The organism is Chamaesiphon sp. OTE_20_metabat_361, assembly GCF_031364565.1.
In genome coordinates, this window is the sequence record NZ_JANLWO010000030.1 from 1 (window position 1) to 15,189 (window position 15,189).

General features: G+C 47.5%; 11 protein-coding genes. 5 read left to right on the forward strand and 6 right to left on the reverse strand.

Translation table 11 applies throughout. From position 1 onward, the window contains the following. On the reverse strand, window positions 1-926 hold a 926-nt coding region (gene arsM / locus RMO35_RS00715; RefSeq protein ID WP_309737863.1), incomplete at its 3' end, for an arsenosugar biosynthesis arsenite methyltransferase ArsM. A 99-nt stretch (window positions 927-1,025) separates the two neighbouring features. Between arsM and RMO35_RS00720 the strand changes: the two genes are divergently transcribed. Together RMO35_RS00720 and RMO35_RS00725 are read left to right on the forward strand one after the other, a co-directional pair. Further along, a complete protein-coding gene (locus RMO35_RS00720) occupies window positions 1,026-2,492 on the forward strand; it encodes an aminotransferase class I/II-fold pyridoxal phosphate-dependent enzyme (protein WP_309737864.1) in 1,467 nt (488 codons plus the stop codon). Between the two features lie 201 nt (window positions 2,493-2,693). Next, window positions 2,694-3,428 carry a bifunctional sterol desaturase/short chain dehydrogenase gene (locus RMO35_RS00725; RefSeq protein WP_309737865.1) on the forward strand — a complete coding sequence of 245 codons (735 nt, stop codon included), beginning with the start codon at window positions 2,694-2,696 and terminating at the stop codon, window positions 3,426-3,428. A 134-nt stretch (window positions 3,429-3,562) separates the two neighbouring features. On the opposite strand, the gene RMO35_RS00730 is transcribed toward RMO35_RS00725, so the two are convergent. From RMO35_RS00730 to RMO35_RS00745, 4 genes are all read right to left on the reverse strand, one after another. Continuing rightward, window positions 3,563-4,927 carry an ammonium transporter gene (locus tag RMO35_RS00730; RefSeq protein WP_396134998.1) on the reverse strand — a complete coding sequence of 455 codons (1,365 nt, stop codon included), beginning with the start codon at window positions 4,925-4,927 and terminating at the stop codon, window positions 3,563-3,565. Window positions 4,928-5,270: 343 nt separating this feature from the next. Then, on the reverse strand, window positions 5,271-7,037 hold the full coding sequence (locus RMO35_RS00735; protein WP_309737869.1) for an ammonium transporter: 1,767 nt from the start codon (window positions 7,035-7,037) through the stop codon (window positions 5,271-5,273). 319 nt (window positions 7,038-7,356) lie between these two features. Continuing rightward, window positions 7,357-7,875 (reverse strand): 5-(carboxyamino)imidazole ribonucleotide mutase, encoded by a 519-nt coding sequence (gene purE, locus RMO35_RS00740; protein WP_309737871.1) that lies wholly within the window; start codon window positions 7,873-7,875, stop codon window positions 7,357-7,359. Between the two features lie 159 nt (window positions 7,876-8,034). Continuing rightward, complete coding sequence (locus RMO35_RS00745) at window positions 8,035-9,615, reverse strand: ammonium transporter (RefSeq protein ID WP_309737874.1); 1,581 nt, start codon at window positions 9,613-9,615, stop codon at window positions 8,035-8,037. A gap of 259 nt (window positions 9,616-9,874) precedes the next feature. Between RMO35_RS00745 and nagA the strand changes: the two genes are divergently transcribed. The 3 genes from nagA (at window position 9,875) to RMO35_RS00760 (ending at window position 12,910) form a co-directional block, all read left to right on the forward strand. Next, window positions 9,875-11,008, forward strand: coding sequence for an N-acetylglucosamine-6-phosphate deacetylase (gene nagA / locus RMO35_RS00750; protein WP_309737877.1), 1,134 nt, complete (start codon window positions 9,875-9,877; stop codon window positions 11,006-11,008). Between the two features lie 57 nt (window positions 11,009-11,065). Continuing rightward, window positions 11,066-11,236 (forward strand): hypothetical protein, encoded by a 171-nt coding sequence (locus RMO35_RS00755; RefSeq protein WP_309737878.1) that lies wholly within the window; start codon window positions 11,066-11,068, stop codon window positions 11,234-11,236. Between the two features lie 564 nt (window positions 11,237-11,800). Then, entirely contained in the window at window positions 11,801-12,910 is a 1,110-nt protein-coding gene (locus RMO35_RS00760) for a hybrid sensor histidine kinase/response regulator (protein WP_309737880.1), read from the forward strand. A gap of 239 nt (window positions 12,911-13,149) precedes the next feature. Here RMO35_RS00760 and groL read toward each other — a convergent pair whose 3' ends face one another. After that, complete coding sequence (gene groL, locus RMO35_RS00765; protein WP_309737881.1) at window positions 13,150-14,826, reverse strand: chaperonin GroEL; 1,677 nt, start codon at window positions 14,824-14,826, stop codon at window positions 13,150-13,152. Window positions 14,827-15,189 lie beyond the last annotated feature (363 nt).

Consider the following 15,189-nt stretch of genomic DNA (forward strand, 5'->3'; position numbering starts at 1 on the left):
ATGATACATTCATTAGGAATTAAATCGAATAGCTTGGCTGCTGTCTTGTCACAGACAGCAGCAGGAATACCGCGTGGTAAGATATGTCCGGCTCGATCGTCAAAAATAGATTCTTTACCTGAATAGATTGCCGTTTTTCCAGTAAAAACACAGGCACCATCGTCAGCAATCGGCACTTTAAAAGCAACCGAATCGAGACTTTCTAACAGTAAATGTCGATCGAGTTGATAACTAGCTGCATCCAATAATCGATAGGGACGGCGCGCCCGAATTTCGATTTGTCCGAACCCATTAGCAATAATCCGCTGCGTATACTCCTCATAAGTCATCGCCCCAGAGAGACACATCGCCCGCAAGCGTTCGTCCTGCTGCAAGTGTAAGGGGATCTGACGAGTCGCGATCGGATCGCTCATTTGCAGTCTACCACCTGGTTTGAGTACGCGATAAGCTTCGGCCAATGCTCGATCGAGATCTGCGGGTTCAAAGATATTAAATAAACAATTCTGGGCGACGACATCTACAGACGCATCAGGCACTGGTAAATTAAAAGCATCACCCGATCGAATTTCCACAAAACTCGGCTCGAACCAATCATTCGATTCAGCCGCTAATTTGAGGTTGTGCGCTGCCGCATCGCGCATCTGGGCCACCGGATCGATCGCGATGACCCCCGACACCCGCCGACTAAAATAAGCAAACTGGAGAGCCTCCAAGCCGCCACCCACGCCCACATACAACACCGTCGGCTCGTTTACCAATTCCGTTGGATGCACGGTACTTCCGCAACCATAATTCATCTCCTGCATGATGTCGGGAACGTGCAGTCCTGGCAGTTGCAATGGCGTACTTTGCACGCAGCACAAGCCAACTTCTGGCGTTTGAGCGACTTCAGTATAGAACTGAGCGGCAGTCTCTAAATAACCCATAAAATAATCATCTCGACCTTTAAAGTATACATAACCTACCAGAACCCAAATGGGTTCTATAGATATTTTGAAGTCTATCGGAATATTTTTGCGCTGCCAATGAACAAATTGAACCAATCTCAAACACCGATCGTCGATGCACTACAAGCGTGGGTGAATAAATCTCACGCCCCATTTTACACGCCGGGACACAAGCGCGGGACGGGGATGAATCCGCTGCTAAAACAGCCGTGGGGAGCTGATGTTTTCGGCTGGGATTTGCCAGAGTTGCCAGGATTGGACAATCTCCACGCACCTGATGGCGCGATAGAATCAGCCCAAACTCTAGCTGCATCGGCATTCGGAGCGCAACAAACTTGGTTTTTGGTGAATGGTTCGACGGCTGGTGTCATCGCGGCAATTTTGGCAACTTGCGGGGATGGAGACAAGATTATTTTGCCCCGGAATATCCATTCCTCGGCGATCTCCGGTGTCATTCATGCGGGGGCGATGCCGATTTTTATCGATCCAGTCTACGATCGAGCCTTGGACATTACCCACAGCGTTACTCCAGAGGCAGTTAAATTGGCGCTGGAGCGACATCCCGATGCTAAGGGTGTGATGTTAGTCTATCCGACTTATTACGGCGCAGGGGGCGATCTGGGGGCGATCGCACAGATCGTTCACAGTTACGATTTGCCGTTGCTAGTCGATGAGGCGCATGGGGCACATTTTGGCTTCCATCCTGACTTACCACCATCAGCATTAAGTTTGGGCGCAGATCTGGCGGTGCAATCGACGCATAAGTTACTGGGTTCGCTGACACAATCAGCGATGCTGCATATCAATATTAATCGCATCGATCGCGATCGAGTCAGCCGAGTTTTGCGATCGATCCAAACTACAAGTCCGAGTTATTTACTATTAGCGTCTCTGGATGCCGCGCGTCAACAAATGGCGCTACATGGCAACGAATTGATGTCGCAAACGATCGAGCTTGCTAATATTGCTAGAGCAAAGATCTCCCAAATCGAGGGACTGACGGTAGTCGAATTAGATCCCACTACTCCAGGCTGTAAATATTTCGATCCGACTCGCTTGACAGTCACAGTCACGGGTTTGAACCTGACTGGTTTTGCCGCCGATGAAATTTTAACTGACAAATTTGGTGTCGTCGCCGAATTGCCATCTTTGCGACATTTAACGTTTATTATTAGTTTAGGGAATACGCTAGCCGATATCGATCGATTAGTGGCGGCATTTAATGAGTTAGCCATAAATTATCGTCAAACTTGCACTTTAGAATTACCCGAGATCGTGCCGCCGGACGGTATTTTAACGACGATGGCGATGACACCGCGCCAAGCAGATCGATCGCCACATCTGCAAGTCTCGATCGAGGATGCGATTGGTAAAATTAGTGCTGAATCCATCTGTCCGTATCCACCGGGCATTCCGACGATCGTCCCTGGTGAAATTATTACCACCGCCGCCTTAGATTACCTGCGTCAGGTAATAGATTTAGGGGGTGAGATCGCCGGGTGTAGCGATCTTTCCCTAGCGACAATCGCAATTATCGATTGTTAATCCGCGCTAGGATGAAATCTTCAAATGTATCAAATTAATGCTTAGAGGATGTCTAAGAAGTCTATTTTGTTAAGCTTAAACCCTAGAAATCCCCCCTAGCCCCCCTTTCCAAGGGGGGAACCGGATTCAAAGTCCCCCTTTCCAAGGGGGATTGGGGTCTACGATCGAAGACACAAAATCTTTTCAGACATCCTCTTAGTTATGGCAGCTAATCTACCTCAATCGATCGACACTAATAGCACCCAATCGTTAATCGGCAAAGTCGTGGCAGTTACTGGCGCTTCTGGGGCTTTGGGTCGAGGATTGGTGGAGGAATTGTCTATTCAAGGTGCCAATGTTATCGCTATTACAACTAATTTGAGTACGATTTTTCCAGTGGGCGTTACTGGTTTGTTATGGCAGTTGGGAGCGGAATCTGACTTATTACCTCACCTGCAAGCCGTAGATATTTTGATTGTCAATCACGGTGTTAATGTCTACGGCGATCGCTCTTTTACCGCAATTAATAAGTCATTTGAAGTCAATACTTTTTCAACAATCCGAATTGCCGAATTATTTTTGAGTACCGTAACGAGCGAGGGCGATCGAGAAAGCAAGGAACTGTGGATTAATACTTCAGAAGCGGAAGTAAATCCCGCTTTTAGTCCGTTGTACGAATTATCCAAACGCACTCTGGGCGACCTGATTATACTTTTACGTTTTGATTCGCCCTGCACGATCAGGAAGTTAGTATTAGGCCCGTTCAAAAGTCAATTAAATCCATATGGTGTGATGTCTGCCCCTTGGGTCGCACGGGCAATTATTTTTCTAGCCCAGCGAGGTTTTCGGAATATTATTATCACAATTAATCCGCTAACTTATCTACTGTTTCCGATTAAAGAGTTAGCTCAGTATTGGTATTTTAAGTTGCTAACCAAAAGCGAACGTATTGTATGAATTGATGATTTAAAATAAAAAAGTCGCTGGTTGAATTCAACCAGTGACCCTTGTTTAAATTCAATTGTTAAGTCTGAAATTATGAATGATGGTCGTTTGTGCGCGCCATCAAAACTTGACTAAAGACTAACTTGTTAGCCTTCTTTTTCAGCCAAACTTAGACCAGCAGCGAACTCTTCGCCGTAGCCTTCTTCACCATGTTCGTTGATATCCAAACCTTGATATTCTGCTTCGGGTTTGACACGGAGATCCATTACCAAGCTCAGAACTTTGATGATGATAAAGGTACCAGCCGCTGCGATCGCATAAGTAATAACCGTCGCGATAATTTGCTTAACTAATAAATCGGGGCCACCACCAAATAGTAAACCATCAGCACCTGCGGCATTGACAGATTTGGTTGCAAAGATCCCAGTTAGCAAACCGCCGACAGTACCACCGACACCATGAACGGGGAAGGTATCGAGCGAGTCATCAAACTGTAGTTTGGCACGTAAACTGACTGCGAAAAAGCAGCAAGTTGCAGTAATTAAACCAATCAAAATTGCACCTAAAGGAGTCACAAAACCAGCCGCAGGTGTAATACCGACCAAGCCAGCCAAGAAACCACTCGCAATCCCTACCGCAGTAGGTTTCATCCGCAATACCCACTCTAAAACCATCCACATCAAGCCACCAGCACAGCTAGAAACAGCAGTAGTGACAAATGCAACCACCGCTAAACCATTAGCACCTAAAGCGCTACCACCGTTAAATCCAAACCAGCCGAAGAACAACAGTCCGATCCCTAGCAGCACATATGGCACATTATGCGGTGCTGCTGGTTGATTGGGGTAGGTTCTGCGAGGGCCGATCATCCAAGCGGCGACGACGGCTGATACACCAGAGCTAATATGCACTACCGTACCGCCAGCAAAATCGAGCGCACCGAGGGTCGCACCCAGATAACCTTTGCCCCAGACCATGTGAGCTAAGGGTGCATAAAGAACTGAAGACCAGATGACAATAAACCAGAAGTAAGCTTTGAAGCTCATCCGTTCGACAATTGCACCAGAAATCAGCGCTGGCGTAATGATGGCAAACATCATCTGATACACCATAAATAATTGGTGGGGAATCGTCGGTGCATATCCAACTGGGTCGGGTTTGTCAAAGGCAACATTGTTTAGCCCAAACCAATTTAAGTTCCCAAACAGCGGATTGGTATTAATTTGCTTGATGGTACCATCTGCGGCTCGGATCACCTCGTCCGGTGAAAAGGCAATACTATAACCCCAGAGAATCCAAGTTACACCGACTACTGCCATCAAGACTAGGCTCATCATCATGGTATTGAGAACGTTCCTAGAACGCACCAAACCGCCATAGAAAAATGCCAATCCGGGAGTCATCAATAGTACCAATGCTGATGACACGAGCATCCACGCGGTATCGCCAGTATTAATTCCATCTAGATCCATTGCGGGAGTCTTCACTGGATCTGCTAGCGCATTTCCCATCATGGGGCCACTGAGTACCCACAAAGCCATTAAACATACAAGCAGAATTTTTTTGAACACTCGTTCTATCCTTTCACACCAGAGTATTTGAATCAGAGGAATTATGTATCGCTGTGGGACAATTTTGTGTTTGCACCAAAAATTTTGTATGGCAGAATACATTTATTTAAACTTCAGCTTTAGCATTATCGAGTACCACCAGATCGATCGGATAGAACGCAACAAAATTTTAAGATTGGCGGCTGAATTATGCGGTAAGTCACTACTACAAATAAAAGCAGGGGTAATCAGTAACTACCCCTGCCTTTTAATAGGATCGATCGAATAAATATTCAGTAGACCTTTATTCTGTACCGAATTTTCGCTTGGTTCCTTCTGATTCGTAGGAAGATTGCGCGGCAGCAGTTGGTTGGATGACATACTCAGGATAAGCTGGTATCCCATGTTCGTGAACGTCGATGCCTTCTAATTCGCCCTCTTGGGAAACCCGGAGTGTGCCAGTCAGATTCACGGCAGCCATTAAAGCCATTCCGAGCGAAAAAGCCGAAAGAGTGACGATCGCACTACCGATAAATTGGGCAGTCAATACCTGCATCCCACCACCATAGAGTAGCCCTTGCACTGGAGCTGAATTGTCGGGGGCAAATGGCCCAGTTGCGCCGAATTCACCCGTTGCAAAAAATCCGAGCGCTAACGTGCCCCAAATGCCACAAAAGCCATGAACGGGAACTGCACCGATCGGATCGTCGATCCGCAGCCATTCTAGTAAATCGATCCCCCAAACCACGATCGCGCCGCCGATGGCACCGATGAGAATCGAACCTGTGGGATTTACCCAATAGCATGGACAGGTAATCGACACCAATCCAGCCAGGAAACCATTGACGGTATAGCTAAGATCCCATTTCTTGGTCTTGGGAAAGCCAACGAACATGGCGGACAGCCCACCCGCACAAGCGGCAAGGGTAGTATTGGCGGCAACTCGCGCCGTACCCTGAAAATCCATCGCCGACAGTGTAGAACCAGGGTTAAAACCATACCAGCCAAACCACAAAATCAGACCGCCAATCGCGGCGATCGTCAAATCGTGAGGCAGCATCGGGCCGCCGCCATCCCGCTTGAATACCCGACCGAGACGAGGCCCCAGCACGATCGCACCTGCCAGCGCGATAATCCCGCCGACGGTATGAATGACTGCCGATCCAGCAAAGTCCCGAAAACCAGTACCCACAAAAGGTAGAAAGTTATTTTCACTACCCATCGATACCAGAAATCCATCTGGCCCCCAGACCCAATGTCCGATAATTGGATAAATAAAGCCAGAAACGCCAGTACTGTACAGCAGATCGCCGACAAATCCCGTCCGACCGAGCATTGCTCCCGAAGTAATCGTCGAGCAGGTATCGGCAAAGGCAAATTGAAATAGCCAGTACGCTAAGAAGGCAACGCCTGTAGACCCATAAGTTGCTGGCGCACCTTGCAAGAAAAACCAATTGCCGCCGATAAACCCGTTGCCAGTACTAAACATAAAGGCAAAACCGATCGCATAGAACAGAATGCCGCACAAACAGGTATCGACGATACACTCCATCAACACGTTGACAGTTTCGCGAGAACGAGAGAATCCTGCCTCCAGCATCGTAAATCCCGCCTGCATTCCAAATACCAAGAATGCGGCGAGCAATGTCCACAAGGTATTGATCGGATTGACAATATCATTGGCTTTGATAACTGGGTCTGCGGCTAGCACGGGCGATCCGACAATGTGTGCGACGATCGGTATTGCTACCAAAGCAAGCACCACAATCGCCACGAATTTAGAGAACAGTAGCAGGTAGCCATACCTGCGCCATTCCGGATCTTGTAATCTTTGACCCAATCGTCTCCAATTATCGAGTCTGCGACCGCTGCGGGTGTGAGTTGGTAATGGCTCTAACCCCGAATTGACATTTTGCTGGGAATTTGTTGCCACAGATCGGACTTTTGTCAATAAACCCGCACAATTGGCGATCGAGCGCTTGAGTATTTTACTACTCACTAAACCAAAGTTGGATGCAGAACCGCATCGACGAGAAGATCGACCGCTAAATCTACCTTTGCTGACTTTCATTAAATTATGCCTCCAAAAGCGGAAAACAGATACTAGTAAAGATATTTAGATGCAGGACGGGGAAAATAAACTGGTAAAATGCACCTGTTGGCAAGTAAATATATGTTGAAGTTCTCCATTGCCGATCGATATTTGGAATCGACATGAGACCCTTAGCCTAAAATCTGGCTAAAAGTAAAACTGCGATTTATAGTCGCGCAGGTAAACCTGAAAACCATTGCTAAAAGCTAGCTGAAGCTATATAAACTCAAGATTACGCAAGCTAGATTGGAAAAAATGTATCCTTGCTTACATTTCAATCGAGAAGTCCCAGATCGCGTTACTCTTTGCTTAAGTAAGTGCGATAGCCGATTTCTGATAACCTAGCTTGTTTATCCAGCACCATTTCTTTGAGGCTTTGTCGATAGGAGATGACTTGAGCTAACAGCTTTGGGTCTTGTGTTGCCAGGATTTGGACGGCGAGTAGTCCAGCATTTGTAGCATTACCGATCGCTACTGTCGCAACGGGGATACCTGCGGGCATTTGGACGATCGAGTACAGTGAATCTACGCCTTGTAATGTCTTAGTTTGTACGGGTACGCCGATTACTGGTAAGGGGGTCAAAGACGCCACCATCCCAGGTAAATGCGCCGCTCCACCCGCCCCCGCGATAATCACTTTTAAGCCGCGCTGGTGGGCAGTTTGGGCGTATTCGACCATCCGTTCGGGGGTGCGATGTGCTGAGACGATCGCGACTTCATGAGCGATCTCAAATTGCTCGCAAATTTCGATCGCGGCTGTCATCGTGGGTAAGTCGGAGTCGCTACCCATGATGATGCCGATGAGGGGAGATGTCATAGTTTGAAATTGCGGGGTAATTACTCAAAGCTATGAGCATCATATGGTATTAGCGTAGGGAATAGGGAATAGGGGAAATATTTAAAGACAAAAAGACTAGGCTGCGGATGAGCCTAGTCTTTTTGTTAGATTGAATTTCTAGATTTAGTCCTGAGATCTTTAGAGATTACCGCTTACTTCAGGATATGGGGAACTACCACGGCTAGATTTACGCCCAGAGTGGATCTCTTTGCTGTAGTCAGATCCGCCGCCAATCGACGATCCGGGATATGCTTCCATCCCGTGTTCGCTGATATCCAGTCCTTGGTATTCCTCTTCTGGCGTAACTCTGATGCCCATGGTCGCTTTTAGCACTGCCCAGAACAGTAAACACAGCACGACAGTTATGCCACCGACTGATAACGTCCCAAGTAGTTGATGACCTAATTGCTCGAAACCACCACCAAAAAAGGTGCCAAGTTTCGGCGCAGGGGTCACACCAAATGTATCGCCCTGACTGAACAAGCCTACTGCTATAGTCCCCCAGATCCCATTAATTAAATGCACGGAAGTTGCGCCGACAGGATCGTCAATCTTGATTTTATCGAAGAAGCTCACTGCGAAGACCACCAAGATGCCGCCGATGGTACCGATAATTGCGGCTGAGGGTACGCTAATCCAAGCGCAGGAAGCAGTTACTGCCACGAGTCCAGCCAAAATTCCGTTAATAATCATCGAGAGATCGGGTTTGCCGAGTACTACCCAAGCAACGATCGTCGCGGCAATCCCACCGAAAGCCCCCGCAGTATTTGTCGTCACGGCAATGTGTCCGATCGCACTTGAAACACCCATTGTCGAACCAGGGTTGAAACCAAACCAGCCAAACCAGAGAATCAAGCATCCCAAGGTGGCAATACTCATATTGTGACCGGGGATTGCATTGGCGCTACCATCACTATTGTATTTACCAATTCTTGCCCCTAGCATCCACGCACCAATCAAAGCCGACCAGCCACCAACGGCGTGAACGACAGTGGAGCCAGCAAAATCATAAAATCCCATATCGGCCAACCAACCGCCGCCCCAGATCCAGTGTCCGGTAATCGGATAAACGATCGCGACTAGTAACAAGCTAAAAACCAGGAACGAGGCAAATTTAATCCGTTCGGCGACTGCCCCAGAGACGATCGTCGCTGCCGTACCTGCAAAAGCTAGCTGAAAAAAGAACTTAGTACTCAAAGGTACTCCCGTCCAATTGAGCGCGGTAAATGCGCCTTTGTAAGCATCGCCCATTACCGGACTATTGTCTGCGCCTGTCAGGAAGAATCCTTCGGTACCGATGAAGTCGTTACCTGTGCTAAACATCAAGCCAAATCCCATCACCCAAAAAGCGACGCTGGAGAGGGCGAACACGATCAGGTTTTTTGCCAAGACGTTGACTGCGTTTTTCTCACGGCAAAATCCAGTTTCCAACATGCAGAAACCCGCATTCATAAAAATGACTAGCATGGCGGCGATCGTCACCCAAGCCGTGTCGAGATTGACTTTGAGTTCTTCCGCCATTTTAATCGCGTCTGGTGGAGCTTTCTGAGCTACTGCGGCAAAGTTCCAAAAAACGATAATTGCTGCGGCAATCGGCAAGCAATTGCGCCAAGTGCCTGATAGTTGTCTATACCAATTAATCGCCAAGAGCCTTCTAAGCAATCGATCGAAGCTTTTTTCTGTAAATCTATGTTGTTTTGCGCTGAGTTTTGAAACCATAACTAATTATCTATTTCAATTGACAAATTGAAGAAACTGTGTATTCTAAAACAGACGCCGATCGTGAGCGCGGTTAGCTTGGGTCGAGATTAACTACCGTTGGATCTCCCGATCGAATCGAGAAAATTGTCGATTTGGCTCCAGCAACTTTCGTGGATCTAATTAAACATTGGGCGAGATCGATAAAATAGTCAGATAGGATACAAATTGATATATTGACGATCGACCGATCCCGAGATCTCATTACCGAGTCAGCACCATGAACGATTACAAAATTACCAACGCCCGGATACCTGGAGCCGCCGGATTGCAGGAGATCGCCATTCGAGATCGGCAGATCGTGGCAATCGATCGATTTGTGGATCTCGATCTGTCGATCGTGGACGCTGCGGGCGACTGGATTTCGCTGGGCGGGGTCGATCTTCAGATTAATGGTGCCTTGGGACTGGCATTTCCCGACGTGCAAATGGCGGATTTGCCTCGGCTGGGACAAATCTGTGACTTTTTGTGGCAGCAAGGCGTAGACGGATTTTTACCAACGATCGTCACGACTTCGATCGAGAATATCCATCGATCGCTGACTGTATTTACCAAATTCATCGCTCATCAGCGTCCCGATACCGCGCAAATACTTGGCGTTCACCTCGAAGGGCCATTTCTCAATCCCCAAAAACGGGGCGCGCATCCCGAAGCTTACTTGCTGCCATTGGATATTAAATTTATTACAGAAATTCTAAGTGAATATACTGAGACAGTCAAAGCAATTACCCTGGCGCCAGAATTAGACTGCACAGGCTCGGTTATCCCCTATCTGAGGTCTTTGGGCATTATTGTCAGTTTGGGACACTCTCAGGCGAATTTCGAGCAGGCTCAGAGCGCATTCGCTAGCGGCGCATCGATGGTGACTCATGCTTTTAATGCGATGCCGGGATTGCACCATCGGGAACCGGGCTTGTTAGGTGCAGCCTTGACTCATCCGCAAGTTCAATGCGGATTTATCGCCGACGGACAGCACGTTCATCCAGCGATGTTAAAGGTACTCGTGCGAGCAGGTAGGTATAGCGAAGGACTGTTTTTAGTCAGCGATGCTTTATCCCCGTTAGGTTTACCCGACGGGAAATATCCTTGGGACGATCGCCAAATTGAAGTAATTAATGGTACGGCAAGATTGGCAGATGGGACGCTCTCAGGGACGACTCGATCGCTATTAGTCGGCGTCCAAAACTTAGTTAAATGGGGAATTTGTGATGTTAGTAATGCGATCGATCTAGCAACTAATGCGCCACGTCGGGCACTCGGGGATACCAGTGGTTATGTCGGACGTAGGGCAAACTTGCTGCGCTGGCAGATCGATCGAGATAATGAATTGACATGGAATCGACTCGATAATTAGCATTGGGCTACTTCCGCTCTACTGCTGAGGTTCATAAATAGATGTCTTTTTAAAAACATGAAAGCTTATATTCTGAAGAATAAAGATGATGAATTTGCTAGTGCAAATTGCGCGATCGCTTATGATGGCTTTCATAAAATGGGATGGAAAACTTGCTTTTTCAAGCGATCGGACGATCCGCGATTACCAGACTTGGAGCGATCGGATGTAGTCGTCGGTATTGATTGAAGTCAATGATGGTTATGCAATCGGGGGTTATGGTTTATTTCCGCCAGATTATGCCAGACTATTGGCATCGAGATGAGCGCAGATGACTGGATCTAGGGATGATTCGATTTATGAGTGAGATTGGTCGATTGCCGATCTTGGCTTATTTGGGGCAAAATGAATCGATTGAAGCCGATCTTGGGTATCCTCAAACTATCCGTTAGCAAAGTTCCACAGCCACATAACTTGTAGCTGCATGTCCTGTCGATATCTGAAGATCGGATCGACTAAACACCCCACTGAGTTCGATTCTCGTTCCGTAAGCGCAAAGCGCAGGCGTTGCCAACGCGAAGCGTCTGCCTGCGCAGAGAGGCTATGCCAACGAATCTCGCCGATCGATCGCTCTACAAATCGCCGACATTCTAAATTTTTAGATGTCTATTTTGACTATCGGTTTTGGAATTTGAAGATTAATAAATACGCTAGCTTTCTGCAATAAAAATAGTATATTTACTCAAAAACGTAGTAAAATTTATTTACCCTAAATGGGTAAATAATAGGTGCAGTTTGGGTAATGCGATCGCTATGAACAATCATTCAATTCTAGTCATTGATGACGAACGAGCTAATTTTGAAGTTATTGAAACACTGCTAGCAAGTGACAAATACGAACTACATTATGCTAGTAGTGGCGAAGAAGCACTTGCTAATGTAGATACAATTTGTCCTGATGTCATCCTGCTGGATTTGATGATGTCGGGAATGGATGGATTGGCAGTATGTCAGCGATTGAGATTGATGCGAAAATGGCGATCGATTCCGATTATCGTGATTACAGCGGCGACAGGGAAATCTGTGTTGGCGCTATGTTTGGATGCTGGGGCGGATGATTTTATCAATAAACCAGTAGATGGTCTCGAACTCCGATCGCGAGTCAGATCGATGATGCGAACTAAAAAACAGTTCGATCGGATCGAATCATTATCCAGGCTTCAGCAAAACAATATTACTTCATTAGAAAATAATTTAGGTGAATTGGTTGGTGATTTGGCGATCGGGTTTGTAACTGAGTTGAGTACACCGCTAACGAGTATTCAAGAACAACTAGGCGAACTCAGCGACAATCTCGAAAGTTTTAATAAAAATCAGGTTCGTTATTTAGTAGATTTAGCTAATAAATCAGCAAGTAATATCCAAAAAACAACTTATAAATTCTGGACGTATCTAGATTTTGTCGTCGAGAAAAAAAGCCCTAGTAGCACTGAAATTTGTGATTTCAAAGCGATCGTCGAGCAGATCTCGATCGTCCAAGCTCAATGGTTGAGTCGCGAAAATGACTTGCTCGTCGATCTCAGTCCTGCCAATGTATCAGCAACTGACAAGCACTGTGAATTAATCGTTAAAGAACTATTGGATAATGCTTTTAAGTTTTCTGAGCCTGGAGTGCCGATCGAAATTTACGGTCGCGCGATCGATCGGTCATTTCACCTGTGGATTAGAGATGGTCGCTCTGATTATCCAATCGATCGACCGATCGATCGCGCTAATGCTGACGATCGAGAATTAGGCTTGGGTCTTAAAGTTGTCAAAAAGATCGTGGATATCTATGATGGGGGTTTTTCGGTAGATACTAATGATGACAATGAGACTACTGTTTATATAACTCTGCCTCTAAGTACAGCGAAAGTGAATTAATTTGGGGCGTTGCTGAATTGGGGTATGAAGCATAGATCTTGCCCTCACCCCCAACCCCTCTCCCAAGCTTGGGAGAGGGGAGCCAGAGCCGGAGGCAATGGCGGGGTGAGGGCAAGGGATTTCGATCGCAAAAGAAGTCTTTGTAGAGCGGATTTGGTATTACCCATTACCTTATAAAACAAAGAGGAGACGATCGCCTCTCGATCGCCTCCTCTTTGCTTTACGCTTGGAACTAAGGACTACATCATCCCCATGCCGCCCATGCCGCCCATGCCGCCCATGCCGCCCATACCGCCCATACCGCCCATACCGCCCATATCAGGTGCAGCGGATTTGGGTTCGGGTTTCTCGACGACTAGCGCCTCAGTGGTGAGGACTAAGCCTGCGATCGAAACGGCATTTTGGAGTGAAGAACGGACTACTTTCGCAGGATCGACAATCCCGGCGACGAGTAGATCTTCAAACACATTCGTCGCGGCGTTGTAGCCGATATTGCTAGCAGCAGCGCGAACTTGTTCGACGACGACAGAGCCTTCGACGCCAGCATTATTGGCGATCTGCCGCAGTGGTGCTTCGAGTGCTTTAGCAATGATATCGGCACCGATACGTTCTTCGCGATCGGTAAAACCCGCTTTAAAGTCAGCGATTTTATCGGCTAAATGAATCAAGGTCGTACCACCACCTGCCACGATGCCTTCTTCAACGGCGGCTTTGGTGGCGTTCAAAGCATCTTCGATCCGCAGTTTGCGATCTTTGAGTTCGGTTTCGGTAGCAGCCCCGACTTTGATGACAGCCACACCACCAGCGAGTTTGGCGATCCGTTCTTGGAGTTTTTCGGTATCGTAAGCCGAATCAGTTTCTGCTAGTTGTTGCTTGAGTTGAGCGATCCGTTTTTGGAGATCGCCGCTATTACCCGTATTCGAGACGATGATAGTGTTTTCTTTGTCGATCGTGATTTTAGCCGCAGTACCGAGCATTTCCAAGGTAGCGGTATCTAAGCTCAGACCGATTTCTTCAGAAATCATTTGTCCGCCCGTGAGGATCGCGATATCCTGTAACATGGCTTTGCGACGATCGCCAAAGCTCGGCGCTTTAATTGCTGCGACGCTGAGAACGCCTCGCGCTTTGTTGACTACCAGGGTAGCTAAGGCTTCACCTTCGAGATCTTCAGCGATGATTAACAACGGTTTGCCAGCGCGGGCAACTTTTTCGAGAATGGGGACTAAATCTTGGATCGAGCCGATTTTTTTATCGGTAATCAGAATCAGCGCATCGTCAAACTCTACTACCATCCGCTCTTGGTCGGTGACGAGGTAGGGAGAAAGATAACCGCGATCGATCTGCATCCCTTCGACGACTTCGAGTTCGGTGGTGAGGGACTTGGATTCTTCCACGGAGATGACACCATCTTTGGTGACTTTATCCATCGCTGCCGAGATCATCTCGCCAACTTCCGGATCGTTACCAGCCGAGACGCTGGCAACTTGGGCGATGCCTTTGCCTTCGACGGGTTTGGCTAGCTTGGCAATTTCAGCCACTAACATGGTGACAGTTTTGTCCATGCCGCGTTTGATCCCGATCGGATTGCTGCCAGCAGCGACGTTTTTGAGACCTTCGCGGATCATTTCTTGCGCGAGGACGGTAGCTGTAGTGGTACCGTCGCCAGCTAAATCTTTGGTTTTAGACGCGACTTCTTGGATCAGTCTGGCACCAGTATTTTCTAAGGGGTCGGATAGTTCGATCTCTTTGGCGACGGTAATCCCATCATTAACGATCTGCGGTGCGCCAAATTTCTTTTCTAACAGGACGTTACGACCTTTAGGGCCTAACGTAATCTTAACTGCATCTGCCAAGGCGTTGACACCCCGTTCTAGGGCACGACGGGACTCTTCGTTAAACGCTATGATTTTTGCCATATTATTTTGTTGTAATCATCTCTTCCAAAATTTAGCACTCTATGAGGAGGAGTGCTAAACGGATGCCGATCGATCCGTGTGCGGTTTCCCGAACCCGGCAGGGATTATTAGTGGATAGAGATGGGAGATGGGGAGACTGGGAGACGGGGAGACTGGGAGACGGTGTATACACAAGTCTGGAGCGAAGCGAAAACCCTAGAAATCCCCCTGCTTGGTGCGCTAACCCGTTGGGGAACCCAACGAGCGCGCATCCGCTAAATCCCCCTTTCCAAGGGGGACTTTAAAGCCCCCTTGGAAAGGGGGTTGGGGGATTTAGCTCTTAAAACGCAGCAACTAGACTTTTCAGACATCCTCTCAAAATAG

Bases quoted from the DNA above. Each gene is read 5' to 3' on its own strand.
- RMO35_RS00720 (WP_309737864.1), top strand. From the start codon at position 1,026: ATGAACAAATTGAACCAATCTCAAACACCGATCGTCGATGCACTACAA.
- RMO35_RS00725 (WP_309737865.1), top strand. From the start codon at position 2,694: ATGGCAGCTAATCTACCTCAATCGATCGACACTAATAGCACCCAATCG.
- RMO35_RS00730 (WP_396134998.1), bottom strand. From the start codon at position 4,927: ATGGGAAATGCGCTAGCAGATCCAGTGAAGACTCCCGCAATGGATCTA.
- RMO35_RS00735 (WP_309737869.1), bottom strand. From the start codon at position 7,037: ATGAAAGTCAGCAAAGGTAGATTTAGCGGTCGATCTTCTCGTCGATGC.
- purE (WP_309737871.1), bottom strand. From the start codon at position 7,875: ATGACATCTCCCCTCATCGGCATCATCATGGGTAGCGACTCCGACTTA.
- RMO35_RS00745 (WP_309737874.1), bottom strand. From the start codon at position 9,615: ATGGTTTCAAAACTCAGCGCAAAACAACATAGATTTACAGAAAAAAGC.
- nagA (WP_309737877.1), top strand. From the start codon at position 9,875: ATGAACGATTACAAAATTACCAACGCCCGGATACCTGGAGCCGCCGGA.
- RMO35_RS00755 (WP_309737878.1), top strand. From the start codon at position 11,066: ATGAAAGCTTATATTCTGAAGAATAAAGATGATGAATTTGCTAGTGCA.
- RMO35_RS00760 (WP_309737880.1), top strand. From the start codon at position 11,801: ATGAACAATCATTCAATTCTAGTCATTGATGACGAACGAGCTAATTTT.
- groL (WP_309737881.1), bottom strand. From the start codon at position 14,826: ATGGCAAAAATCATAGCGTTTAACGAAGAGTCCCGTCGTGCCCTAGAA.